Here is a 23,342-nt window from a genome sequence, read left to right as displayed (position 1 = left end):
TCACTCTCACCGGGCCCGACGGGCCAGGTGTTCCTCCACGGCGGGCAGCAGCCAGGTGTCGACGTGCCCCAGTCGCGCACCCGCCTCCGCCTGCCGGTCCCGCAGATAACGGGCCGCCAGCTCAACCAGATAGAGCACGGCGACCAGGTCGGCGCCCCGCCCGTCGGGGTCGAACGGCGCGAGCGCCCGGTCCGCGCCGGCGATCAGCGCCCGCGCCGCCTCGACCGGCTCGACACCGTCGTTGCCGATCGCGGTCTGCACCGCCCGGTGCAGCTCGTCGTAGCCGACCGGCACGTCCGCCTCGAACCGCTCCCAGTCCCACACCAGCACCCGGCCGTCGGCCAGCACCGCGCTGTTGCCGCCGTTCCAGTCGCCGTGCCAGGCGCCGAAGGCCACCGTCGGGTCCAGGTCCGCGACCGTCTTGAGCGCCGCGCGCAGCCGCCCGGCCTCCGGCCGCGCACCGAGCGCGTCCACCGCGTCGGCCAGCCGGGCCGCGTGGTCGCTCCCCGCCCACGACCGCCGGCGTACGCCCAGACAGCCGGCGACCGCCACCATGGCCGCCCGTTCGGCCGCCTCGGCGGCGGCCGGGGTGGCCCGGGGCAGCCGCACCGGCAGCGCCTCCTGCACCAGCAGCGCGTGCCCGTGCCAGTCGCCGTGGTGGCGTACCGCGGCCACGGTGACCGGGCCGAGCGGCAGGTCGGCCAGCCGGCGCAGCGCGGCGGCCTCCGCGTCGACCAGGGCGCGGGTCAGCGGGTCGACGCCGAGCTTCGCGTAGCCGAGGGCCCGGCCGTCCGGGGCGAGCAGTTGCAGCACCGGCTTGCGGTTCGCCCGGGCCGGCCCGATGTGCAGGCTGACCAGCGCCCGCTCGCCCAGCACCTCGGCCAGGTACGCGTCCAGCCCACCGCCGGTCACCACCAGCCGGTCGCGGAACACCAGCGGCCCCAGCCCGAGCCGGAACGCGGTGGCCAGCCCCTGCCGGACCAGCCGGGCCTTGCGGCCGACCGCCTCGGTGGAGTGCCGGACGGCGCTCGCCGCGGCCCGGCCGGAGCCGGTGGGCACCAGCAGCCGGGGGCGGGACGCCGAGGGCACCACCACCCAACCGCCGCCACCTCTGCGCAGGGCGGGTTCGGCCGGCTCGGGCCAGATCAGCCCGGCCAGCTCACCGAGGTAGGCGGAGCGGCCGTCGCCGTCCGGGGGTACGCGGAACACCATCAGTGGTCACCGGCAGCTTCCAGTCGGGCCCGCAACCCGGCCACGGTGCCCCGGGGCGGCGCCGGCGCGAGCGCCCGGCGGAGCCGGTCGTTGCGGGCGAGCAGGGCGACCGAGATCAGGCCGTAGGCGAGGGTGGCTTCCAGTGCCCCGTAGGTGAACTGGAAGAAGAGCATGAGGATGAGCACGAGACTGCCGGCGATCCCGATCGCGCTGTGGTCGCGGCGGTAGCGCCAGAGGCAGTAGAGGAAGAAGCCGTTGTAGCAGATGGCGCCCACGTAGCCCTGGCCGACCAGCATCGCCCAGAGCTGGCCGTTGCTGCCCAACTCCCGGTTGCCGCACTGCTTGCAGTCGTCGGACTTGCCGATGGCGATCGACCGGTTGCTGCCGATCAGCGCCCGGTTGCCGCCGTAGCCGAGGATCGGTGAGTGGTTGGCCGCGGTGACCGCGCCCTCGGAGAGGGTGGTGCGGATGTCGTCGCTGTGCCCGTTCTGCAGTCGCTCGTCGAAGGTGCGGCCCAGTGGTGTGGCGACGATCAGCACCCCGATCAGCCCGACCGCCAGCGCGAGCCCGCCGAGCACCACCATCCGGCCGCGCAGGGCGAGTCGGATGGCCACGTAGACCGCGGAGATGCCGAGACCGATCCAGAGGCCGCGGTTGAGCGAGTAGATGATCGGGAAGATCGCGGCCAGCACGATCGCCACGCCGGCCACCCGGCGCAGCGGCCTGCCCAGCACCACCCAGCCGACGATCAGCCAGATGAGCAGGATCGCCGTGTTCTCGCCCCACGAGTTCGTGTAGGTGAACGGCGCGGACGGCCGGGGCGAGCTGGCCTCGCCCTCGATCACCTGCTGGACCTGGGCGAACTTGACGTCCATGAGCGAGGCGACGAAGGGTTGACTGGCGATCGAGTGCGGCAGGATGAACCGCAGCGGCGCGATGAAACCGAGGGTCGGGAAGAGCGAGCCGAGCCAGCCGCCGATCACCACGACCACGCCCATGAACCCGAAGAGCCGGACGATCCGGCGCCGGGACAGCTCCCGCTCGCCCAGGTTGTAGACGTAGAGCATGACCACGGTCATGCCGACGTAGTTGGCCAGCCGGATGGCCCAGCCGATGTACCGGCCGCCGCCGCCCGGCGGCAGCGTGTTCGGAGCGGTGAGGCCGAGCATCGCGGCGGAGAGCACCACCCAGAGCAGCAGGAGCAGCCAGATCCCGAAGCCGGGCGGCACCCGGACCGGGCCCCGGCGGACCATCTGCACCAGCATCGGCACCGCGAAGATGACGAAGACGAAGCTGGACACCCCGAGCGCCCACCACAGCGGGTAGAGCACGAAGAGCGCGATCAGCGGCCACGCCGTGGGCAACCGCAGCGACCAGCCCTTCGGCCGCACCGTGGCCGGCGGGAGCCGGGTCCCGGCGGGCGGCGGTACCGCCGCGTCGACCGAGGCCGACCCGCGCGCCGGGCGGGGCGGGGTGACGGTGCTCATTTCACGGTGACCTTGGCGGTGGTCGGCGCGTAGATCACCCAGGCGTTGCCGGGCTGCGGGTGCAGGAGGTCGCCGCCGTTGTCGGCGAGGGTGCAGACCATCCCCTGGCCCGGCTTGCGCCACCGGCCCTTCGCGCTGGACGGCCCGGAGACCGCGACCACCGCGCCCTCACCGAAGACGTTCGCCGACGGGAGCGACCGCGGCGACGGGTTCCGGACGTCGAGCGTCCGGTATTCCATGGTCAGCACGATCACCGAGGCGGCGGTCACCGTGGCGGTGCCGACCTTGCCCACCCAGAGCGACTTCTGCTGGTCGTACCGCCAGACCATGGGCGGGCCGCCGGAGACGGCGACCGACAGTTCGGTGGCCGGTGCGAGGTCCCGCGCGGCCAGGGCGGCGCCGTCGGTGGCGTGGTCGAGGGGTGGCGTCGGCGGCTGGCCGCCCTTCGGCGCGGCCTTGAGCAGCGCGGTCGTCGAGGTGTAGCCGTCGTCGAAGGCGTCGCCGTCGTCCGGCGTGACCCCGGCCAGCCCGGACTTCTCGAACTGGCTGAGGAAGCCGGTGGGGCCGCCGGCGTAGCCGACGACCGGCCGCAGCACGCCGACCGACCGGATGTCGACCGGGCGGATCTCGGCGACCGGGCCCACCTTGGCGGCGTCACGGGACTGGAACACCGCGGTCAGGTGCAGCGTGTCGGACTCGGCGAACTCGGCGTAGACCAGGTCGGCCGCGTCCAGCCCGGCCGGGGTGGTCGAGGGGCTGACCCGCAGCGGCACGGCGACCGCCTGGCGGCCGGCCAGCGGCGCCGCGCTCACCGGCGCGCCGGTCAGCGGGCCGGCCGGCAGGCTCGGGGTCGGGCTCGGCGCGGGCGTGGCCGCGGCGCTGCCCGGGTCGACCACGTCGACGCTGCCCGCGTCGGGCTGGGGTTCGCTGCAGGCCGTGCCGAGGCCGACCACTAGGGCCGGTGCGAGGGCAGCGCGGAGCATCTGCCTGCGGTTCACCCCAGGTCCTCGCCGGAGTCGAGGGCGTAGCTGCGGCCGTCGCCGTCACCCCGGGACCGGTAGGTGCCGCCGCTGCCGTTGACCGGCAGCGGCTTGCCCGGCGCCGGCGGCTTGACCTGGGCCGACGCCGTGCCCGAGGCGGACGGCTTCGCCGACCCGGCGGAGGTGCCCGACCCGGACGGCTGCATCCGGGGCAGCACCATGGTGGACTCGGCGGACGGGCCGGGGCTCGGCCGGGGCTTGGGCCGGTTGGCCGGGGCCGCCGGGCGGGCGGCGCCGGGCGCCGGCGCGGGCAGGCGCGGGGCCAGCACGGCGCCGATCACCGGGGCGTTGACCTGCTCGAACTGCTGGAGCGCGGCGGTGATCTCGCCGCTGCGGGTCCGCCCGCTCTCGGCCACCACGATCACGGCGTCGACGTGCCGGCCCAGCGCCTGGGCCTCCACGGCGAGGGTCGGCTGGGCGGTCTCGATGATCACGTGGTCGAAGCGCGCGGACAGCTCGCGCAGGATCTCCAGCAGGCCGGAGACCGGCAGCTCGACCTCGGCGTCCAGGTCGCCCGGGACGAGCACCCGGAGCTGGCCGAGGCCGGGCAGCGGGGCCAGCGCCTTGAGCGCCGGCACGTCCCGGCGGAGCACCGAGGCCAGGCTGTGCCGTCCCTCGGCCACCCCGGTGATGCTGCTCAGCGCCGAGTCCGGCTTGGTGGTGATCAGGGCGACCTGCTGGCCGGTGCGGGCGTACGCGGCGGCCAGGTTGGCCGCCACGAACCCGGCGGCGGTGCCGGCCGAGCCGTCGCAGAGCAGCAGCTGGCGCCCCCGACCGGCCTGCGCCGGCTCGGGCACCGCGGAGAGCAGCACGTTGCGCAGCCGGCCCAGCTCGCGGGAGATCTTGTGGGTGGCCGGCAGCACCGTCAGCGACTGGGTACGCCCGGGCAGCTCCAGCAGCAGCGGCAGGCCGACCCGGTCGGAGATGTCGCGCCCACGGCGGATGCGGGTGTCGAGCCGGTCCAGCACCAGCGCCAGCACGATGCCGAGCAGCAGGCCGGCACCCATGCCGCTGGCCAGGTTCAGGGTGCGGTTCGGCGAGCTGGGGCTCTCCGGCAGCCGGGCGTCCGAGATGATCTCGCCCGGGTCGGAGTCGGCGGAGAGCAGCGGGCTGAGCCGGTTGTTCAGCGAGGTGAGCTGGTTGGTCAGCACGTTCCGGTCGGCCTCGGCGCGCTCGCGCTCCGGGCTGTTGGCCGGCGCCGCGGCGATCCGCCCGGCGACCGCGCTGAGCTGCTTGTTCACGTCGGTGATCTGCTGCTTGAGGGCGGTGGTCTCGTTCTCCAGCGCCTTCTGCGCGGTGGCCTTGCGCAGGTCGAGGTAGGCCTGCGCGAAGGCGTGCGACCCGGACTGCGCCTGGGCGGGGCTGTCGGCCTCGTAGGACACCTGGAGGATCTGGCTGTTCGGCGGGACGGTGACCGTCACCGACTTCACCAGCTGGTCGGCCCCGGTGCTGACCTTCATGAGGCCCTTGGCCCGCTCGGCCACGACAAGCGAACGGACCACCTGGGCCTCGGTGTCGAGGTTCACCTTGGCGTTGGGGTTGCTCTCCGCGCCGGCGCTGAGCGGGCGGACCAGCAGCGACGTGCCCGACGTGTAGCGCGCGTGCTGGAGCTGGCTCACCGCCAGGCCGCCGGCCAGGCCGAGGACCGCGGCGAGCACCAGGATCCACCAACGGCGGCGCAGCCAGCCCAGGTAGGCCATCAGGGCAAGACCGTCGGAGTCGCTCTCGGCCAAATGGGGTGAGGGCATCAGAGTCTGTCGCTCCCTTTCGACCGAGCCGGGCAGTCCACGGCGCAGCTGGACCTGACCGTGACCTTGAGTGTCCCCGATCCGAACGACGAGGGAAAGTCTGCTCACGTTCCGGTAAGCCTGCCCAGGTGTAGGCAGCCCGCGTAGATATGGCCGATCGGCGCTGGCCATTCGGCGGGTTTCCCGGCATGGGGCCCGACCTGCCCCCGTGGCCGGCGTCGTCGCCGGCCCTCGTGCGGAGCGGTGACGGAATCCTGACACATGCCCGGCCCGCGTGGTTGGCCCGGCCCGTCGTGCCGGTCGTGACCGGGCTGACCTCGGCCGTCGCACGCCCGGCCGGATCCCGGCGCCGGGAGTCCCGGGGTGACCCGACCGGTAGGTGGGGATCCGTCCAACGGCCCCTTCAGTTGGCCACCCCCGCGCCAGTAGGTTGTCATGGCGCGTCCGAGGGTCATTCGCGAAAATCCGGACGCGGTCGCGGCCTACGGGGAGGAACGTTTTGGTGAGCGGGTCAATCGACGACTCGGGGCAGGTCCTGCTGGTCGGCTCCAGTGGCGGGCATCTCGCCCAGCTCCTGGCGCTGGAGCCCTGGTACCGGGAGCGGCGACGGGCGTGGGTCACCTTCGACACCCCGGACGCCCGCTCGCTGCTCGACGGCGAGGACGTGGTCTGGGCCCACCACCCCACCACCCGGAACGTCCGGAACCTGGTCCGCAATGCCTTCCTCGCGCTGAAGGTGATCCGCCGGCGCCGGGTCGACGCCGTGGTCACCACCGGCGCCGGGGTCGCGCTGCCGTTCGTGGTCGCGGCCCGGCTGCGCCGGATCCCGACGGTCTACATCGAGGTCTACGACCGGATCGACAGCGCGACGCTGACCGCCCGGCTCTGCCGCCCCTTCCTCTCCGCGATGCTCGTGCAGTGGGAGGAGCAGCGCCGCATGTACCCGGAGGCGACCGTCGTGGGGAACCTCCTGTGAGCGCGAGGAGTGAGCCGGTTCTGCGAGCCCCGCAGTCGCGAACGAAGGTGGCGCTGTGAGCGCGAGGAGTGAGCCGGTTCTGCGAGCCCCGCAGTCGCGAACGAAGGTGGCGCTGTGACCGTTAATCTGCCCCGGCAGCGCGACGGCCGGCCCGCGCCCTACGTGCTGGTCGTCGTCGGCACCGACGTGCACCGGTTCGATCGCCTCGTGGGCTGGCTGGAGCGGTGGCACGCCGACCGGCCCGGCGTCCGGCTCGTCCTCCAGTACGGCCACAGCCGCACCCCGGCGCTGCCCGAGGCCACCCCGTTCCTCGGCCACGAGGAACTCCAGCGGGCGATGGCCGAGGCGACGCTCGTGGTGAGCCACGGCGGCCCGGCCACCATCACCGAGGCCCGGCGCACCGGCCACCTGCCGATCGTGGTGCCCCGCGACCCGGCCCACGACGAGCACGTCGACAACCACCAGCAGCTCTTCTCCCGACGGTTGGGCGCGGCCGGCATGGTCCGGCTCTGCGAGACCGAGGCCGACCTGGTCGCCGCCCTCGACGAGGGGCTGGCCGACCCGGCCCGGTTCGTCCTGGCCGCCGACCCGGGTCGGCCCGATCCGCGCGCCGAGGCGGTGGCCCGGGTCGGCGCGGTGATCGACGACCTGGTGGCCCGCCGGGTACGCCAGCGCGCCGGCGGGCGGCGCGGGTGAGCGCCGCGGAGACGGCTGAGCCCCGCGTCCTCTTCGTCGGCGGCCTCGGCCGCAGCGGCTCCACCCTGCTGGAGCTGCTGCTGGCCCAGAGTGCCGACGTGTGCGCGGTCGGTGAGGTGGTGCACCTCTGGGAGCGGGCGCTCGGCGCCGACGAGCGGTGCGGCTGCGGTGAACGCTTCACCGTCTGCCCGTTCTGGCAGCAGGTCGGCGAGCACGCCTTCGGCGGCTGGTCCGCCGTCGACCGGGACGACGTGCTGGCGCTCAAGGACCGGGTCGACCGGACCCGGCACATCCCCCGGCTGGCGAAGAACTCGCTCTCCGCGGAGCAGCTCGCCGACGTCCGCCGCTACGCCGACCTCTACACCCGCATCTACCGGGCCGCCCTCGCGGCGACCGGCGCCCGGGTGGTGGTCGACTCCAGCAAGCACGCCTCGCTGGCCTTCGCGCTGAGCTGGGCAGAGGGCCTCGACCTGCGTGTGCTGCACCTGGTCCGGGACAGCCGGGCCGTGGCGTACTCGTGGGGCAAGCAGGTGCGCCGGCCCGAGGTGGTCGACGGCGAGGACTTCATGCCGACCTTCTCGCCGTTCGAGGTGAGCAAGCTGTGGACCGCGCAGAACGCCGCGTTCCACCTGCTCGCCGCCCGGGCGCAGGTGCTCCGGCTGCGCTACGAGGACTTCACGGCCGACCCGGCCGGCACGGTCCGCCGGCTGCGCGAGTTCGCCGGCCTGCCCGACGACCCCGAGGCGCTGAGCATTCTCACGTCCGGCGACTCCGGCTCGCCGCGCCCCGACCTGGCGCCGTCGCCGCCCGCCGCCCCCTTCCGGGCGCACAGCGTTGCCGGCAACCCGCTGCGGTTCAGTGGTGGCCCGTTGACCGTGCGGCGGGACGAGGCGTGGCGGAGCCGCCTGCCGCGCCGCAGCCGGGCCGTGGTCAGCCTGGCCACGCTCCCCTTCCGAGTCCGCTACGGCTACCTGGGCCAGCGGGGATCCGACGAGTCCGTGGAGAAATCATGAGTGGGCCGAGCATCTCGGTCGTCGTACCGACGCGGGACCGTCCGGAGCTGCTGCGCGCGGCGCTCGACGCGATCCTCAGCCAGGCGCACCCCGGGTTGATCGAGGCCATCGTGGTCTACGACCAGTCCGAGCCGGACCGGTCGCTGGAGCGGGACCGGGGCGACCGCCGGGTCCGGGTCATCACCAACACCCGCAGCCCGGGGCTGGCCGGGGCGCGCAACACCGGCATCGAGGCGGCCACCGGCGACCTGGTGGCGTTCTGCGACGACGACGACGAGTGGCTGCCGGGCAAGCTCGCCGCCCAGCTCGGCGCGCTCGACGTGCACCCGGACGGCGCGCTGGTCAGCTGCGGCATCCGGGTCAGCTACGACGACCGCACGGTGGACCGCTCGCTGGACCGGTCCCGGGTGTCGCTGGAGGCGCTGCTCCGTGACCGGCTCACCGAGCTGCACCCGTCCACCTTCCTGATCCGCCGGGCCGCCCTGCTCGACGCGATCGGGCTGGTCGACGAGCAGATCCCGGGCAGCTACGCGGAGGACTACGAGTTCCTGCTCCGCGCCGCCCGGTACGCCCCGCTGGTCAACGTGGAGAGCCCGTACGTGCTGGTCCGCTGGCACAAGCGGTCGTACTTCGCGCAGCGCTGGGAGACCATCTCGACCGCGTTGCAGTGGCTGCTGCGCCGCTACCCGGAGTTCGCCACGGTGCCGCACGGCGAGGCGCGGGTGGCCGGCCAGATCGCCTTCGCGCAGGCGGCCATGGGCAACCGGCGGGACGCCGTGCGCTGGGCCCGGCGCACCCTGGCCCGCAACCCGCGGGAGCCGCGCGCCTACCTGGCGCTGGCGGTGGCGAGCCGCGCCGTGCAGGCCGACCGGGTGCTGCGCACCCTGCACAAGCGCGGCCGGGGCATCTGAGCCGTACGCCGAACGGGCGGGCGACCAGCAGGTCGCCCGCCCGTTTCCGTGCGCGGGGTCAGGCCACGCAGAAGGACTTCCACGCCTGGATGCTCGGCTGGTCGAGCAGCCGGAAGTCACCCTGGCTGACCACCTGGTTGTAGTAGGCCACGAACTCCGGCCGCTGGCCGTTGAGGAAGCCGGTCATCGAGCGGATCCAGGTCGCCCGGCCGCTGCCCGAGTCGCCCGGCACCAGGTCGCTGCCGGTCTCGGCGACGCCCCAGGGCTTGCCCAGCGCCTTGGACTTGCTGATCATCTCGCCGTAGATCTCCTGCGGCGAGGCGTACCGCTTCCACTTCGCGCCCCAGTTGTAGCAGTCCCAGCCGAGCGTCTCGATGACGTCGCCGCCGGGGTAGAAGGCGTCGAAGCTGCGCCCGGACTTCGGGTCGAGCGTCCAGCACATCAGGATCAGCGTGTTGATCAGCTTCGGGTTGTTCGCCCGGTTCGCCAGACCGGCGACCCGCTTCCAGGCCGTCCGGTACGCCGCCGTGGTGAACGCGCCCCGCTCGACGTCGTCCTCCGGCTCGTGGAAGTACGACCAGTACACGTTGTGCTCGCGCGGGATCGAGGCGAACCAGGAGGCGAGCCGGGAGTCGTACTTGCCGGAGTTGATCTCCTGCGGAGAGGCCTTGAAGGAGACCACCACGGTCCGGTCCACCACGTCGGCCCGGCTGCCGTTCCAGGCCGGCGGAAGCCCCGGGAAGAAGACCCGGGCCATGCGCAGCTTGCCGAACGTCCGGTCGGAGCGGCTCAGCGCCTGCCCGAAGGTCTCCCCGTTCTGCACGCCGATCGACGCGCCGGGGAGGGTCAGCCGGGTCCCGGCGAAGCCCGGGGTCGAGCCCGCGGAGGTCGACGGCGACGCGGCCGGCTTGCCGCCGAGGCCCTGCTCGGCGCTCGGGGTCGGGGCGCCGGGGGTGGCCGCGCCGCTCGGGCCGGCCGACTGCGCCGGGGCGACGGTGCCCGGCGCCTCGCCGGCCTGCCGGGTCTCCTCGGGACGCAGGGTCGCCACGGCGACCCCGCCGCCGGCGACGGCGAGCACGAGGGCCGCGGCGATGGCGACCCGCCAGCGGCGCCGGGATCCCCCGGGCGGTGTCGGAGTCGGCGCGACCGGGGGAGGCGGCGGCTGGTCGACGCCACCGGTGCCGGTACGCGGCTCGGCCCAGAGGTCCCCGGGCGGCGGCCCGGGCAGGGTGGCGGTGGCGGTGGGCGTGCCCTCGGCCCAGCCGGCCTCCGGGCCGGGACCGGCCGGCGGCCCCCAGCCGTCGTGCCCCCCGGGACCGCCCTGCGGCGTCAGGCCCACCGGACCGCCCTGCGGCGCCCAGTCGGCGTCCCCGCCGTGCGGTGCCCAGCCGGCATCCCCGGTCTGCGGCGCCAGGCCCGCCGGAGCGCCCTGCGGCGCCCAGTCGGCGTCGGGGTGCCCGGCCGGGCCGGCCTGCCGCGCCGGCCAGGCGTACCCCCGATCGGCGCCGGCCCACTGGGGATCGGCGTGACCGGCGGCCGGCCCGCTCTCCGGCCAGGGCAGGCTGGATCGCGCCTCGGCCGGTGGCACCGGCGGCGCGGCCTCGGGCCAGGGCAGGGCGGGCGCGCCCTGCTGGCGCGGTACGTCCTGCCCCGGCCAGAGACCGGTCGGCTGTTCGAAGGCGTTGTGCTGGTCTCGCTCGGCCGGCATGACCCTCCCTGGCTGGCGGCGGCCCGTCTCTCGGGGCTCAGGTCGGACGTGCATTCCGACCGACGATACTTCCCGGTCACCTGGGCCGTGCGTACCGCAACACTCAGCCGAACGCCCCACCCGGGGTGCCGGTAACGGTCGAAGCGGGCATCTCGACCCCGGTGCGGGCGATCGCGTCGAGCAGTTGGTCGGCCAGCTCGGGCCGGCAGACCAGCAGGTCGGGCAGGCGCGGGTCGGCCCGGTTGTAGCGCAGCGGCGACCCGTCGATCCGGGACGCGTGCATCCCGGCGCCCAGGGCCACCGCCACCGGAGCGGCGCTGTCCCATTCGTACTGGCCGCCCGCGTGCACGTACGCGTCGACCTCACCGGTCACCACGGCGCACACCTTGACCCCGGCGGAGCCCATCGGGACGGCCTGCGCGCCGAGCAGCTCGACCAGCTCGCCGACGAAGGCAGGCGGGCGGCTGCGGCTCACCGCGATCCGGATCGGCCCGTCGACCGCCTTCGGGGTCGGGCAGCCGGTGCCGAGGATGAGCTGGTCACCGTCCACCGTGGTGCGGGCCGGCATGCCGACCGCGCCGGCGACCAGGGCGCCGTCCGGGGCGGCGGAGCGCTGCCAGAGCGCCACGTGCACCGCCCAGTCGTCCCGGCCGGCCTCGGAGAACTCCCGGGTGCCGTCCAGCGGGTCGATGATCCAGACCCGGTCGGCGTCGTGCCGGGGCGCCCGCTCGCCGTCCGCCCAGGCCCGGCGCGAGTCGGCCTCCTCCTCGGAGAGCACCGCGTCCGCGGGTCGCCAGCGGGCCAGCGCCGCGGTCATCAGCTCGTGCGACGCGCGGTCGCCGGCATCCTTGAGCGCCTTCGGGTCCGTGAAGCCCTGCCGGTCCCGCAGCGCGGTGAGCGCCTCGCCCGCCCGCCCGGCCAGCCACTGCGCGAACTGCTGGTCGTCGAGCCGTCCGGCCTCGTCCTCGGTCACGAGCCTCACCACCTGTCTCCCCGGGTCTGCCGCGACCCGCAATCCTTCGGCGGCCGGTGGTTCCGGCGCCAGCTTCCGGTCGGATGGTAGACAGCCGTGAACCTCGTTCGGATCTCCGCCGGCCCTGGTGGACGGAGCGGCCGCCCGCATGTTGAACTTCGCGTGTATGGCGGTCGGACCCGCCGGACCAGGCCCTAGGCTCGTGCGCATGACCGCCGAGCAGCTGATCTCCTTCGCCCGTGGCGCTCCCTCGCTGGACATCGTCGATGTCGAGGGGCTCAAGGCCGCCGCCGTCCGCGCCTTCGACGCCGACCCCGCCGGGATCACGGCGTACGGCACCTCCGTCGGTTACCCGCCCCTGCGGAAGTGGATCGCGGAGAAGCACGGCGTCGAGGCCGACCAGGTGCTGATCACCAACGGTTCGCTCCAGGCCGACGCGTTCCTCTTCGACCACCTGGTCCGGCGGGGTGACGCCGTGGTGGTCGAGCGCCCGACGTACGACCGGACGCTGCTCAACCTCCAGCAGATGGGCGGCGAGATCCACGGTGTGACGATCCAGCCGGACGGTCTGGACACCGCCGAGCTGCGCAAGCTGCTGGAGTCCGGGGTCCGGCCGCGGCTGGCCCACGTCATCCCGAACTACCAGAACCCGGCCGGCGTGACCCTCTCCCTGGAGAAGCGTCGCGAGCTGCTCGACCTGGCCGCCGAGTACGGCTTCACGATCTTCGAGGACGACCCGTACGCGGACATCCGGTTCCGGGGCGAGCCGCTGCCCTCGATGCTGTCGATGGACACCCGGGGCGTGGTGGTGCACGCCTCCAGCTTCACCAAGACGGTCTGCCCGGGCGTCCGGGTCGGCTACCTGGTGGGCCCGGCCGACGTGATCGCGACGATCGCCAAGCGGGCCACCAACCTCTACATCTCGCCGGGCATGGTCTCCGAGGCGATCGTGCACCAGTTCTGCGTCTCCGGGGAGATCGAGCGGTCGATCCACACCGTGCGGACGGCGCTCGGCGAGCGCGCCGTGGTGCTCGCCGAGTCGCTGCGCCGGCACATCCCGGAGGCCCGGTTCGTGGAGCCGGACGGCGGCTATTTCCTCTGGGTTGAGCTGCCCGAGGACGTGGAGGTCGACCGGCTGGCCCCGGCCGCCGCGGAGCGCGGCGTGGCGGTGGTGAAGGGAAGCGACTTCATGATCGACGGCGGGCGGCACGCCCTCCGGCTGGCCTTCTCCGCGGTGACCGCGGACCGGATCGACGAGGGCGTCCGGCGGCTGGCCGAGGCGATGGCGGCCGTCCGAGGCTAGATTTCTGTCGGGTTTCTGACAGAACGGCGATACCGGCCGGCCCGGGTCTCCCGCTGGGCCGGCCGGCGGCCCACAATGCTGCGAGCGCCGCTCACCTTTTGCCGGTGACCGGTCCGCCGACCGGCAGCCGCATGGGCTGCCCCGGTCCGGACCGTCGGCGCTCACAGCAGAACTCCCGCCCCCAATGGGTGCCGGGTGGGCCGTGTCGCCCCTCACCCCCCTGACGCGGCCGGCCCGCCCGGCGCCGTCACCGTCTCCTGCCCGGTGTGACGCGGCTCGCAGCCCGGTCGCCGGCTCCGCGCTCGCCCACGCTCCGCCCCGCCCTCACCGGCGTAACCTGCAAGCCGCAGCTTCGTGGAGAGGGGGCGAGATGACGGACCGGGTGGCACGCGACCGCACCGCCGGGCAGAACGGTGACCGGGCGCCCAGACCACGGGCCTGGGCCGCGCCGGTACGCGCCATGTCGCGCATCCTCAACGCCGACGGCTCCCCCCGCACGCCCCAGCCGGCCGACCCCGGCCGGAGCGGGATCGTCGACTGCGGCCTCTACGTCGACGGCGAGCGCCAGCCGGGCGAGTGGCACTACGCGGACGCCCTGGCCGCCGCCCGCCAGGAGCGCAGCGGCTTCGTCTGGCTCGGCCTGCACGAGCCGGAGCTGGACGAGATGACCGCGATCGCGGCCACCTTCGGCCTGCACGAACTGGCCGTGGAGGACGCGGTCAAGGCCGAGCAGCGGCCCAAGCTGGAGCGCTTCGGCGAGGTGGTCTTCCTCGTGCTGCGCACCGCCCGCTACTGCGAGCACACCGAGCTGACCGAGAACTCCGAGGTGGTAGAGACCGGCCAGGTGATGCTCTTCATCGGGCCGAACTTCCTCATCAGCGTCCGGCACGGGGACGCCTGCCGGCTGTCGCCGGTCCGCGCCGACCTGGAGGCGAAGCGGGACCTGCTGGAGCACGGCCCGTGGGCCGTCGCGTACGCGATCACCGACCGGGTGGTGGACCTCTACCTGGAGGTGGCCGACCGGCTGGAGGACGACCTCGACGTGCTGGAGGCGGACGTCTTCGACCGGCAGAGCAGCGGGCGGATCCAGCGGATCTACCAGATGAAGCGGGAGCTGGTGGAGTTCAAGCGGGCGGTGGTGCCGTTGCAGCGCCCGCTGCTCACCCTCACCTCGCAGGTCAACCGGGAGGTGCCGCAGGAGGTGCGGCGCTACTTCCGGGACGTGCAGGACCACCTCAGCCGCACCGTCGAGCAGGTGAACTCCTACGACGACCTGCTCAACTCGATCCTCCAGGCGCGGCTGGCCCAGGTCACCGTCGACCAGAACAACGACATGCGCAAGATCGCGGCCTGGGCGGCGATCGGCGCGGTGTGGACAGCCATCGCGGGCATCTACGGCATGAATTTCGAGAACATGCCGGAGCTGAAGTGGACGTACGGCTATCCGGGCATCTGGGCCGTGAACCTGGGCCTGTCGTTCGTCCTGTACCGCTGGTTCCGCCGCAACGGCTGGCTGTAGCCCGTCCGCACACGGAAGCGCCGGCCGCGCGGGGCGTACCCGCGCGCGCCGGCGCTTTCCGTGACCGTGCGGGTCAGCGGCGGCCGCTGGCCTTGGCGGTGTTCTTGCCGTTCTGCATCGCCTTGGTGACGTCGTCGGCCGGGCGGCCGGAGACGTCCCGGGCGCCCTCGGCGACCGAGGGGACCTTGTCGCTCGGGTGGATCTTGGGCTGGGTGCCCGGGGTGGTGGTCGAGGCGCTGTCGCCCCCGGCCACCGCCGAGCTGCCGGCGCCGGTGGGGCCGCCGGCCACGCCCGACTTGCTGGACATGGTGGACGCGTCGGTCACCTTCGCGGTCGCGTCGGGGGTCTCCACCACGATGGTGTCCACGTCCTCGCGCATCGGCTCCAGCTTGCCGGCCGGGTCGTACTCGGCCCACTCCTGCTGCTCGCGGCGGCGCCGCATGGCCATCGCGCCGGCCAGGCCGGCGACCGTGCCGGCGAGCAGCAGGCCAGTCGTCATGCCGCGCGACTTCTTCTGCTTCTTCTTCGCGGCCTTCATGTTCTTCGCCTTCACCTTCTTGCTCATGGCGGCCTGCTTGGCGGTGGCGGCCTTCCGGCCGGTCAGGGCCTTGCCGGCGGCCTCGGCCTGCGCGTTGCGCATCGCCATGAGCAGCGGCGCGAGTGCGGCGGCTGTCGATGCGACACCGCTCGACGCCCGGTCCCGGACGACGATCGCGGTGGGCGCGACGGCGCCCCGGGCTGCCTGGACCCGCGGGCCGACCGAGGCGCCGGCACCCTTCGCCGCGTGCGTGGCGGCCTGCCTCAGGTGACCGATGCCCTGGTTCAGCTCCGCCTTCGCGAGCTGCCCCTGGGTCTTACGCCGCCCGATTCCAAACACGGTCCCACCTCCTGGGAGTTGTTCCTTCGTCATCCTCCACCTTCGGATGCCTCCGCATGGCCAGATCGGGCACATGGGAGGATCCGCATGGAACTGACCAACGAGTGAGGAGTACCCGTGGCCGAGGCTGTCTACGCCACCTTGCACACCAACGCTGGCCCGATCCGGCTGGAGCTCTTCCCGAACCACGCGCCGAAGACCGTCCGCAACTTCGTCGAGCTGGCCGAGGGCACCCGCGAGTACATCGACCCGCGTACCGGCCAGCCGGGCAGCGGGCCGTACTACGACGGCACCATCTCGCACCGCGTGATCAGCGGCTTCATGGTCCAGATGGGCGACCCGACCGGCACCGGTCGCGGTGGCCCGGGCTACAAGTTCGCCGACGAGTTCCACCCGGAACTGCGCTTCGACCGGCCGTACCTGCTCGCCATGGCGAACGCCGGGCCGGGCACCAACGGCTCGCAGTTCTTCATCACGGTGGGCCCGACCCCGCACCTGAACAACCGGCACACCATCTTCGGTCAGGTCGCGGACGAGCAGTCGGCGAAGGTCGTGGACTCGATCGCGAACACCCCGACCGGCCCGAGCGACCGGCCGCTCCAGGACGTGGTCATCGAGCGCGTCGAGATCGAGCGCAAGCCGGCCTGAGCGTCGCGCGGGTACCTTTGCTCGCATGACTGAGCGCTCCGGGCAGGCAGGTGACGCCACAGGCGGGCCGGTGCCGACCACTCCGGTCTGCTACCGGCACCCCGATCGGGAGACCTACGTCCGGTGCACCCGCTGCGACCGGCCGATCTGCCCGGAGTGCATGCGGGACGCCTCCGTGGGCCACCAGTGCCCGGAGTGCGTCAGCGAGGGACGCCGTAGTGTGCGGCCGGCGCGTACCGCCTTCGGGGGCGGTGCGGCCGGCCGCCAGGGCTACGTCACGAAGACGCTGATCGCGCTGAACGTGCTGGTCATGGTCCTGTCCATCGCCTCCGACCGAGGCGGGGACGCGGCCGCCGGCGGGTCCGGCTTCGGCGGCCTGATGGGCGGCTCGACGCCGCTGACCGACTGGGGTGCGGTGCTGGGGCTGGCGCGCTTCAGCGACGGCACCATCGGCGGGGTGGCCGACGGCGAGTGGTACCGGCTGGTCACCGCGATGTTCCTGCACTACGGCGTGGTGCACCTGCTGCTCAACATGTGGGCGCTCTGGGTGCTGGGCCGGACCCTGGAGGCGGTGCTCGGCCCGCTGCGGTTCCTGGCGCTCTACCTGATCGCCGGGCTCGGCGGCAACGTCGCGGTCTACCTGTTCAGCGCCCCCAACTCGCCGGCGGTCGGTGCGTCGACGGCCATCTTCGGCCTCTTCGCCGCGATCTTCGTGATCATGCGCCGGCTGGGCCGGGACACCTCGGCCATCGTGCCGATCCTGGTGATCAACCTGATCTTCACGTTCACCGTGCCGGGCATCTCGGTGGCCGGACACCTCGGCGGGCTGGTGGTCGGCGCGCTCATGGCGCTCGTCCTGGCGTACGCCCCGCGGATGCGGCGGACCGCCTTCCAGGCCGCCGGCGGGGCGATCCTGCTGGTGGCGCTGCTCGGGCTGGTCCTCGTCCGCACCGCGGCGCTGACCGGCTGACCGGACGCGGCGGCTCAGCGCGCGGCGGCCCGGGCGGCCTCCAGGGCGGCGGCGACCTCCTCGGGCGGCGCGTCCAGGTCGTAGCGGCCGAACAGGTGCAGTGACTCGCCCGCGTCGATCTCCAGCGTCTCGGCGGTGATCCCGCGCCGGGTGCGGCGCTCCACCCGGACCGACTCCACGGCCGCCCAGGGCAGCCGCCGCCGGCGGGCGAAGCCCTGGATCACGGTGATCCCCTCCGGGTCGGCGGCCAGCCGGACCGGCGCGACCAGGTCGCGCAGCGCCCAGCCGAGCAGCCCGGCGGCGGCCAGCCCGGCGAGCACCAGCTGGATCCGGTCCTCGCCGGCGAAGAGGAGGCCCAGCGCGACCAGGACGAGCGCGCCGAGCGCCTTGACCGCCGGCAGCACCGGCGGCACCCGCCACTGCCGGGCCGGGGACGACTGTGGAGTCACCGCCCCAGCATGCCAGCCGGGTGGCCCCGGGAACGGGGGAGGACGATCGGCCGGGTCAGCACGTAGTATCGGGCCAAGCCAGGTTACCGGGGAGTAGACATGAGTGACGCGGTCATCGTCGGTGCGGTACGGACCCCGGTCGGGCGGCGCAAGGGCAGCCTTGCCGGCGTGCACCCGGTCGACCTCTCGGCGCACGTGCTGCGCGCCCTCGCCGAGCGGACCGGCATCGACCCGGTCGACGTCGACGACGTGGTCTGGGGCTGCGTGTCGCAGGTCGGCGAGCAGTCGTGGAACGTGGCGCGCAACGCCGTCCTCGCCGCCGGCTGGCCCGAGTCGGTCCCCGGCACCACGCTCGACCGGCAGTGCGGGTCCAGCCAGCAGGCGCTGCACTTCGCCGCGGCCACCGTGCTCTCCGGCCAGGCCGACCTGGTGGTCGCCGGCGGGGTCGAGTCGATGACCCGGGTGCCGATGGGCTCCAGCGTGGCCGGCGGAATGCCGTTCAGCCCGGCGATCCTGGAGCGCTACCGCGGCGTCGAGGGCGTCGCCGAGGGCAGCCCGCTCCCGTTCAACCAGGGCGTCGGCGCCGAGCTGATCGCGCAGCGGTGGCGTTTCTCGCGTACGCAGCTCGACGAGTTCGCGCTGGCCAGCCACGAGAAGGCGGCCGCCGCCCAGGACGCCGGGGCGTTCGACCCCGAGCTGGCCCCGGTGGCGCTGGCCGACGGCGGCAAGTTCACCGCCGACGAGGGCATCCGGCGGGACACCTCGCTGGCCAAGCTCGGCGAGCTGGCCACCCCCTTCAAGGCGGACGGCGTGGTCACCGCCGGCTCGGCCTCACAGATCTCCGACGGCGCGGCGGCGCTCGCGGTCACCACCAGCGAGTGGGCCAGCCGGCACGGCCTGCGCCCGCTGGCCCGGGTGCACACCGCCGTGGTGGCCGCCGACGACCCGGTCACCATGCTCACCGCCCCCATCCCGGCCACCGCGAAGGCGCTGCGCCGCGCGGGGCTGGGCATCGAGGAGATCGGGGTGTACGAGGTGAACGAGGCGTTCGCCCCGGTGCCGCTGGCCTGGCTCGCGGAGACCGAGGCGGACCCGGAGCGGCTGAACCCGCGCGGCGGTGCGATCGCGCTCGGCCACCCGCTCGGCGGGTCCGGTGCGCGGATCATGACCACCATGCTCCAGCACATGCGGGACAACGGGATCCGCTACGGCCTCCAGACCATGTGCGAGGGCGGCGGCATGGCCAACGCCACCATCGTCGAGCTGCTCTGAATTCGCTGGCCGGCGCCAGGGGCAGCGCCTAGCGTGCGGACCGTGACGACACCGGACTGGTCCGATCCGCAGTGGCGGGACGGCGCGCTGGCCTGGGTCGGTGACGCCCTCGGCGGGCACGGCCGGCGGGTGACCGGCCCGGTCGAGCCCCGGGTGCGCCCCTGGTCGCTGGTCTGGCGGGTGCCCACGGAGGCCGGTCCGGTCTGGTTCAAGGCGAACAACCCGGGCACCCGCTACGAGGCGGCGCTCCTGGCCGAACTGGCCCGGCTCGCCCCGGGGACCGTGCTCGACCCGCTCGCCGTCGACGGCGCCCGCGGCTGGGCGCTGCTGCCCGACGGCGGCCCGAGCCTGCGCGACGTGCTCGCCGGGGACCTGACGCACTGGGAACGGGTGCTGCCCGCGTACGCGGCGCTGCAGATCGCCGTCGCGCCCCGGGTCGACCGGCTGCTGGCCGCAGGGGTGCCCGACCACCGCCCGGAGCCGATGCCGGAACTCCTCGACCGGCTGCTCGACGACTCCGACGCCCTGCTGCTCGGCGAGCCGGACGGGCTGACCCCGGAGCTGCACGCGCGGCTGCGGGCGTACCGGCCGGAGTTCGCCGCGGCCTGCCGGCGCCTGGCGGAGTTCGGCGTCCCGGCCAGCGTGCAGCACGACGACCTGCACGACGGGAACGTCTTCGTCACCGATGCCGGCTACCGCTTCTTCGACTGGGGGGACGCTTCGGTCGCCCACCCGTTCGGCAGCCTGCTGGTGACGCTCAACTCCGTGGCGCACGGCGCCGGGCTGGCACCGGGCGACCCGGTGCTGGGCCGGCTGCGGGACGCCTACCTGGAGGCGTGGACCGACCGCCACGACCGGGCCGCCCTGCGGGAGGCCGCCGGCCTGGCCATGAGGGTCACCACGGTGAGCCGGTCGCTGTCCTGGCGGCGCGCCCTGGCCACCCCCGACCCGGCCCGTGCCGAGTACGCCGCCGCCGTCCCCGGTTGGCTCGGTGAGGTGTTCGCCGACCCGCCGGCCTGACCGGGCCGCCCGACCGGGGCTCGACGTCGCACCGGCTGTGCGATTTGCACGGGTGGAAGTTCCAGAAATCGGGAGTGACCCATATCACTCCTGCTCACCTGCTCGTTGCATCTTGCATGGACGTGTTCTCGCGAACGTTCCTTCCGGCCGCCGCCGACACCGGCCTGGCGACCCAGACCGTCAGCCGGCACATGCCGGTCTTCCGCCGGTGCGTCGGCTCCGGCGATGCCACCATCCTGGTCACCCGGTGCAGCCGTCCGGACCACCCGATCGGCGGCGACTACCTGATGCTGCTCACCCACCGCCGCCTGGTGGTCACCCGGCAGACCCGGGTGCTGCACCGGCTGCGCCTGCACCTCAACACCGAACTGCGCGAGCTCAGCAACGTCACCTGGAGTCCCGACCCCCGGTCGCACAGCCTGGAGCTGGCGGCCACGGCGATCGACGGGGTCCGGGAGCGGTTCCTCATCCGGACCCACCATCCGAAGCAGGTGTGGCAGCTCGACGCCCTGCTCAACCACGCCTTCCGGACCCGGCTCCGTACGCCCGCCGAGCGGCTTGTCGCCACCATCGGCGAGCCGCCGGCCGGCGCCCGCCCGGCCGCGTTCCGCCCCGCGCCGGTCCGCTGACCGGCTCTTTACCGAATCCGAACATTCCCCTGACCGTCCGGGCGGCCCCCGTTCGGTCATCATGGGCCGGTGACCGCCGACGACGCACCGCGCGGACTCGTCCTCGTGGTGGAGGACGAGCCGGCCATCGCCGACCTGGTCCGGCTCTACCTGACCCGGGACGGGTTCGGCGTACACCTGGAACGGGACGGGGCGGCCGGGCTGGCCGCCGCGCGGCGGCTGCGCCCGGTGGCCTGCGTGCTCGACATCGCGCTGCCCGGCCTGGCCGGCACCGAGGTCTGCCGGCGGCTGCGTGAGGCCGGCGACTGGACGCCGGTCATCTTCCTCACCGCGCGGGACGACGAGGTGGACCGGGTCGTCGGCCTGGAACTGGGCGCGGACGACTACGTGACCAAGCCGTTCAGCCCGCGCGAGCTGGTCGCCCGGGTGCGGGCGGTGCTGCGCCGCACCGCCGGCGCGCCCGCCACGACCGAGCGGCCCCGGGTGGTCGGCCCGGTCACCCTCGACCCGGCCCGCCGCACGGTCACCGCCGCCGGCGCCCCGGTGCAGCTCACCTCCACCGAGTTCGACCTGCTCGCGCACCTGATGGCCCGGCCCGGCCGGGTCTTCACCCGGGAGGAACTGCTGGCCGGCGTCTGGGGGTACGCGGCCCACGCCGGCACCCGGACCGTCGACGTGCACGTGGCGCAGGTCCGGGCGAAGCTCGGCCCGGCCAGCGTGATCCGCACCCACCGCGGCGTCGGGTACGCGGCCGATGCCTGAGCAGCCCACCATGGCGCTGCCGGTCGTCGGTCCCGGCCCGCCGGCCCCGCCCCGGCGGCGGTTCGCGCACACCCTGACCGCCCGCGCGGTGCTGGTCACCTGCGCCGTGGCGCTGGTGTCGGTGCTGGTCACCGCGCTGGTCGCGGTCCCCCTGGCGGTGCGCGGCGCCGAGCGGCGCGACCAGGTCGCGCTGGCCGCCCAGGCCCGGCTCGCCGCCGATGTGCTCCGGGTCCGGGCGGTACGCCAGCGGGACACCGCGGGGGATCGGCTCATCCGCCAACTCCGCCAGCAGCAGATCGAGGTGTACCTGATCCGGGCGGGCCAGGCCGACCGCGCTGGCCTGCCCCGGCAGGTGGTGAGCCGGGTGGCGGCTGGCCGGGACGTCTCCGGCCGGCGGCTGGTCGGCGGCGAACGGGCCCTGGTCGAGGGCCGGGCGCTGCCCGGCGGGGACGGCGTGGTGCTGACCCGGGCGACCCGGGACGGACCGTGGCGGCAGGTGCTGCTCAGTCTCTGGTTGCCGTTGCTCGCGGGGCTCGCCGCCGGGGTGGCCGCCGGCCTGTTCCTCGCGCGCCGGCTGGCCCGGCCGATCCGGACCGCGGCCACCGCAGCCGCCCGGCTGCGCGCCGGGGACCGGGCGGTCCGGGTGCCGGTCGAACCGCCCGACGAGGTGGCCGACCTGGCGTACGCGCTGAACGGGCTGGCCGCCGCGCTGGCCACCAGCGAGGGGCGGCAGCGCGAGTTCCTGCTCTCGGTCTCGCACGAGCTGCGCACCCCGCTCACCGCCATCCGCGGCTACGCCGAGGCGCTGGCCGACGGGGTGATCGAGGCCGACGCGGTGCCGGCCACCGGCCGGACCGTGCTCGCCGAGTCCGAGCACCTGGACCGGCTGGTCAGCGACCTGCTGGCGCTGGCCCGGCTGGAAGCCGCCGACTTCCCGCTGGAACCCGGGCCGGTCGACCTGACCCGGCTCGCCGCCGACGCGGCCCGCACCTGGACGGACCGGTGCGCGGCGGTCGGCGTGCCGTTCCGGGTGGAGGCGCCGGCCGCGCCGGTGCCGGCGTACACCGATCCGGGGCGGATCCGGCAGGTGGTGGACGGGTTGCTGGAGAACGCGCTGCGGGTCGTACCCCCGGGGGCGCCCGTGGTGCTCGCGGTCCGGCCGGCCGGCACGGACCCGGCGGAGGGCGGCGTCGTCGAGGTCCGCGACGGCGGACCCGGCTTCACCGACGACGACCTGGCGGTGGCGTTCGAGCGCGGGGCGCTGCACCAGCGGTACCGGGGGGTGCGCAAGGTGGGCAGCGGTCTGGGGCTGGCGCTGGCCGCCGGGCTGGTCCGCCGGCTCGGCGGCGAGATCACAGCCGGGCACGCCCCGGAGGGCGGCGCGGCCCTCACCGTCCGGCTGCCCGGCGATCCTTACCTGACCCGAACATCGGCCTGACGATCCGCTCGTGCGCGCGGGAGAGGCTGAGGGCACCACGGACGAGAGGAACACTGATGGCACGTCAGGGAATCGTCACCGGCGTCACCGCGCTGCTCGCGGCGGCCGCGCTCGGCCTCGCCGGCTGCGGCCAGGCCCAGGTCGCACAGGACTCGGCGAAGGAGACCGCCGTCGAGGTGGCCGCCGCGATGGGCGCGGACGGCCAGGCGCTGGCCGCGCTCGGCGTCGACGCCGCCGACCTGGACGTCGACCCGGTCGCCGCACCGGCTCCCTCGGCCTCCGGCGCGCCCGGTGAGCAGGCCGGCCCGCAGGACAAGCGGGGCGAGCGGGCGCAGGAGTGGCGCAAGCGGCACCGCGCCCGGGTGCTGCTGCGCAAGAACACCCTGCACGGCGAGGTCGTGGTGCAGACCAAGGACGGCGGGACGAAGACCGTCGCCGTGCAGCGCGGCCAGGTGACCGCGATCGACGCGAAGTCGATGACCGTGAAGTCCACCGACGGCTTCACCATGACCTGGACCTTCGACGAGAAGCTCCGGGTGGTGGAGCGGCGCACCACCGTGCAGTCGAGCGACATCAAGGTCGGCACGACGGTCGGCGTGGCCGGCGCCAAGGACGGCGACAACGGAGTGGCCCGGCTGATCGTGGTCCCGTTCGCGCAGAAGTGAGGCGGGAGCACCGGGGCCGGCGCGGT

General features: G+C 74.4%; 22 protein-coding genes. 14 read left to right on the top strand and 8 right to left on the bottom strand.

Annotated elements, in window-relative coordinates; genetic code table 11:
• Positions 1–6: 6 nt before the first annotated feature.
• Genes IEY96_RS25690 through IEY96_RS33220 form a run of 4 tightly spaced genes read right to left on the bottom strand, consistent with a single transcriptional unit; the run spans position 7 to position 5,487 of the window.
• Positions 7–1,212 carry a hypothetical protein gene (locus IEY96_RS25690; RefSeq protein WP_189197392.1) on the bottom strand — a complete coding sequence of 402 codons (1,206 nt, stop codon included), beginning with the start codon at positions 1,210–1,212 and terminating at the stop codon, positions 7–9.
• Positions 1,212–2,699 (bottom strand): O-antigen ligase family protein, encoded by a 1,488-nt coding sequence (locus IEY96_RS25685; protein ID WP_189197391.1) that lies wholly within the window; start codon positions 2,697–2,699, stop codon positions 1,212–1,214. Before IEY96_RS25685 ends, IEY96_RS25690 begins: the two co-directional genes overlap by 1 nt.
• Positions 2,696–3,697, bottom strand: coding sequence for a DUF3048 domain-containing protein (locus IEY96_RS25680; RefSeq protein WP_189197390.1), 1,002 nt, complete (start codon positions 3,695–3,697; stop codon positions 2,696–2,698). The genes IEY96_RS25685 and IEY96_RS25680 overlap by 4 nt, the downstream gene beginning before the upstream one ends.
• Positions 3,694–5,487, bottom strand: coding sequence for a Wzz/FepE/Etk N-terminal domain-containing protein (locus tag IEY96_RS33220; RefSeq protein WP_189197389.1), 1,794 nt, complete (start codon positions 5,485–5,487; stop codon positions 3,694–3,696). The genes IEY96_RS25680 and IEY96_RS33220 overlap by 4 nt, the downstream gene beginning before the upstream one ends.
• A gap of 499 nt (positions 5,488–5,986) precedes the next feature.
• Between IEY96_RS33220 and IEY96_RS25670 the strand changes: the two genes are divergently transcribed.
• The 4 genes from IEY96_RS25670 to IEY96_RS25655 all read left to right on the top strand — a co-directional run bounded on the left by IEY96_RS25670 (position 5,987) and on the right by IEY96_RS25655 (position 9,083).
• Complete coding sequence (locus tag IEY96_RS25670) at positions 5,987–6,463, top strand: glycosyltransferase family protein (protein ID WP_091265599.1); 477 nt, start codon at positions 5,987–5,989, stop codon at positions 6,461–6,463.
• A 114-nt stretch (positions 6,464–6,577) separates the two neighbouring features.
• Positions 6,578–7,159: a glycosyltransferase gene (locus IEY96_RS25665; RefSeq protein ID WP_189197388.1), complete on the top strand. Its 582-nt coding sequence runs from the start codon at positions 6,578–6,580 to the stop codon at positions 7,157–7,159.
• Complete coding sequence (locus IEY96_RS25660; RefSeq protein WP_189197387.1) at positions 7,156–8,172, top strand: sulfotransferase family protein; 1,017 nt, start codon at positions 7,156–7,158, stop codon at positions 8,170–8,172. Before IEY96_RS25665 ends, IEY96_RS25660 begins: the two co-directional genes overlap by 4 nt.
• The gene (locus IEY96_RS25655; protein WP_189197386.1) at positions 8,169–9,083 is read left to right on the top strand and encodes a glycosyltransferase family 2 protein; all 915 of its coding nucleotides are present in this window, start codon (positions 8,169–8,171) and stop codon (positions 9,081–9,083) included. The genes IEY96_RS25660 and IEY96_RS25655 overlap by 4 nt, the downstream gene beginning before the upstream one ends.
• A gap of 58 nt (positions 9,084–9,141) precedes the next feature.
• On the opposite strand, the gene IEY96_RS25650 is transcribed toward IEY96_RS25655, so the two are convergent.
• Together IEY96_RS25650 and IEY96_RS25645 are read right to left on the bottom strand one after the other, a co-directional pair.
• On the bottom strand, positions 9,142–10,791 hold the full coding sequence (locus IEY96_RS25650) for a hypothetical protein (RefSeq protein ID WP_189197385.1): 1,650 nt from the start codon (positions 10,789–10,791) through the stop codon (positions 9,142–9,144).
• 103 nt (positions 10,792–10,894) lie between these two features.
• Complete coding sequence (locus tag IEY96_RS25645) at positions 10,895–11,773, bottom strand: 3'(2'),5'-bisphosphate nucleotidase CysQ (protein ID WP_189197384.1); 879 nt, start codon at positions 11,771–11,773, stop codon at positions 10,895–10,897.
• Positions 11,774–11,972: 199 nt separating this feature from the next.
• Here IEY96_RS25645 and IEY96_RS25640 point away from each other — a divergent pair, with 199 nt between their 5' ends.
• On the top strand, positions 11,973–13,067 hold the full coding sequence (locus tag IEY96_RS25640; protein WP_091316567.1) for an aminotransferase-like domain-containing protein: 1,095 nt from the start codon (positions 11,973–11,975) through the stop codon (positions 13,065–13,067).
• A 370-nt stretch (positions 13,068–13,437) separates the two neighbouring features.
• Entirely contained in the window at positions 13,438–14,586 is a 1,149-nt protein-coding gene (corA, locus tag IEY96_RS25635) for a magnesium/cobalt transporter CorA (RefSeq protein WP_189197383.1), read from the top strand.
• Between the two features lie 73 nt (positions 14,587–14,659).
• Here corA and IEY96_RS25630 read toward each other — a convergent pair whose 3' ends face one another.
• Entirely contained in the window at positions 14,660–15,496 is an 837-nt protein-coding gene (locus IEY96_RS25630) for a hypothetical protein (protein ID WP_189197382.1), read from the bottom strand.
• Positions 15,497–15,580: 84 nt separating this feature from the next.
• On the opposite strand from IEY96_RS25630, the gene IEY96_RS25625 reads away from it, so the two are divergent.
• On the top strand, positions 15,581–16,111 hold the full coding sequence (locus IEY96_RS25625; protein WP_107075444.1) for a peptidylprolyl isomerase: 531 nt from the start codon (positions 15,581–15,583) through the stop codon (positions 16,109–16,111).
• Positions 16,112–16,136: 25 nt separating this feature from the next.
• On the top strand, positions 16,137–17,081 hold the full coding sequence (locus tag IEY96_RS25620; protein WP_189197381.1) for a rhomboid family intramembrane serine protease: 945 nt from the start codon (positions 16,137–16,139) through the stop codon (positions 17,079–17,081).
• Between the two features lie 14 nt (positions 17,082–17,095).
• Here the strand turns inward: IEY96_RS25620 and IEY96_RS25615 are convergent, their stop codons facing one another.
• Positions 17,096–17,530, bottom strand: coding sequence for a PH domain-containing protein (locus IEY96_RS25615; RefSeq protein ID WP_229791904.1), 435 nt, complete (start codon positions 17,528–17,530; stop codon positions 17,096–17,098).
• Between the two features lie 99 nt (positions 17,531–17,629).
• Here IEY96_RS25615 and IEY96_RS25610 point away from each other — a divergent pair, with 99 nt between their 5' ends.
• The 6 genes from IEY96_RS25610 (at position 17,630) to IEY96_RS25585 (ending at position 23,316) form a co-directional block, all read left to right on the top strand.
• Positions 17,630–18,802 carry a thiolase family protein gene (locus IEY96_RS25610; protein ID WP_189197380.1) on the top strand — a complete coding sequence of 391 codons (1,173 nt, stop codon included), beginning with the start codon at positions 17,630–17,632 and terminating at the stop codon, positions 18,800–18,802.
• Positions 18,803–18,844: 42 nt separating this feature from the next.
• Positions 18,845–19,822, top strand: a complete 978-nt coding sequence (locus IEY96_RS25605; RefSeq protein ID WP_229791903.1) for a phosphotransferase — start codon at positions 18,845–18,847, stop codon at positions 19,820–19,822.
• Positions 19,823–19,938: 116 nt separating this feature from the next.
• Positions 19,939–20,451 (top strand): hypothetical protein, encoded by a 513-nt coding sequence (locus IEY96_RS25600; RefSeq protein ID WP_189197378.1) that lies wholly within the window; start codon positions 19,939–19,941, stop codon positions 20,449–20,451.
• 69 nt (positions 20,452–20,520) lie between these two features.
• Positions 20,521–21,213, top strand: coding sequence for a response regulator transcription factor (locus tag IEY96_RS25595; protein WP_189197377.1), 693 nt, complete (start codon positions 20,521–20,523; stop codon positions 21,211–21,213).
• Positions 21,206–22,651: a sensor histidine kinase gene (locus tag IEY96_RS25590; RefSeq protein ID WP_189197376.1), complete on the top strand. Its 1,446-nt coding sequence runs from the start codon at positions 21,206–21,208 to the stop codon at positions 22,649–22,651. Before IEY96_RS25595 ends, IEY96_RS25590 begins: the two co-directional genes overlap by 8 nt.
• A gap of 56 nt (positions 22,652–22,707) precedes the next feature.
• A complete protein-coding gene (locus IEY96_RS25585) occupies positions 22,708–23,316 on the top strand; it encodes a hypothetical protein (protein WP_189197375.1) in 609 nt (202 codons plus the stop codon).
• Positions 23,317–23,342: the final 26 nt, after the last annotated feature.

Origin of the sequence: Micromonospora fulviviridis, from assembly GCF_014648395.1 — a bacterium.
GTDB classification, from domain to species: domain Bacteria; phylum Actinomycetota; class Actinomycetes; order Mycobacteriales; family Micromonosporaceae; genus Micromonospora; species Micromonospora fulviviridis.
The sequence above is the reverse complement of the archived record's forward strand: the minus strand, read 5'-3'. Positions and strand labels throughout refer to the sequence as shown.

Coding starts and splice junctions, on each gene's coding strand:
- IEY96_RS25690 (WP_189197392.1), bottom strand. CDS start 1,212: ATGGTGTTCCGCGTACCCCCGGACGGCGACGGCCGCTCCGCCTACCTC.
- IEY96_RS25685 (WP_189197391.1), bottom strand. CDS start 2,699: ATGAGCACCGTCACCCCGCCCCGCCCGGCGCGCGGGTCGGCCTCGGTC.
- IEY96_RS33220 (WP_189197389.1), bottom strand. CDS start 5,487: ATGCCCTCACCCCATTTGGCCGAGAGCGACTCCGACGGTCTTGCCCTG.
- IEY96_RS25655 (WP_189197386.1), top strand. CDS start 8,169: ATGAGTGGGCCGAGCATCTCGGTCGTCGTACCGACGCGGGACCGTCCG.
- IEY96_RS25650 (WP_189197385.1), bottom strand. CDS start 10,791: ATGCCGGCCGAGCGAGACCAGCACAACGCCTTCGAACAGCCGACCGGT.
- IEY96_RS25640 (WP_091316567.1), top strand. CDS start 11,973: ATGACCGCCGAGCAGCTGATCTCCTTCGCCCGTGGCGCTCCCTCGCTG.
- corA (WP_189197383.1), top strand. CDS start 13,438: ATGACGGACCGGGTGGCACGCGACCGCACCGCCGGGCAGAACGGTGAC.
- IEY96_RS25630 (WP_189197382.1), bottom strand. CDS start 15,496: ATGACGAAGGAACAACTCCCAGGAGGTGGGACCGTGTTTGGAATCGGG.
- IEY96_RS25620 (WP_189197381.1), top strand. CDS start 16,137: ATGACTGAGCGCTCCGGGCAGGCAGGTGACGCCACAGGCGGGCCGGTG.
- IEY96_RS25610 (WP_189197380.1), top strand. CDS start 17,630: ATGAGTGACGCGGTCATCGTCGGTGCGGTACGGACCCCGGTCGGGCGG.
- IEY96_RS25600 (WP_189197378.1), top strand. CDS start 19,939: ATGGACGTGTTCTCGCGAACGTTCCTTCCGGCCGCCGCCGACACCGGC.
- IEY96_RS25590 (WP_189197376.1), top strand. CDS start 21,206: ATGCCTGAGCAGCCCACCATGGCGCTGCCGGTCGTCGGTCCCGGCCCG.
- IEY96_RS25585 (WP_189197375.1), top strand. CDS start 22,708: ATGGCACGTCAGGGAATCGTCACCGGCGTCACCGCGCTGCTCGCGGCG.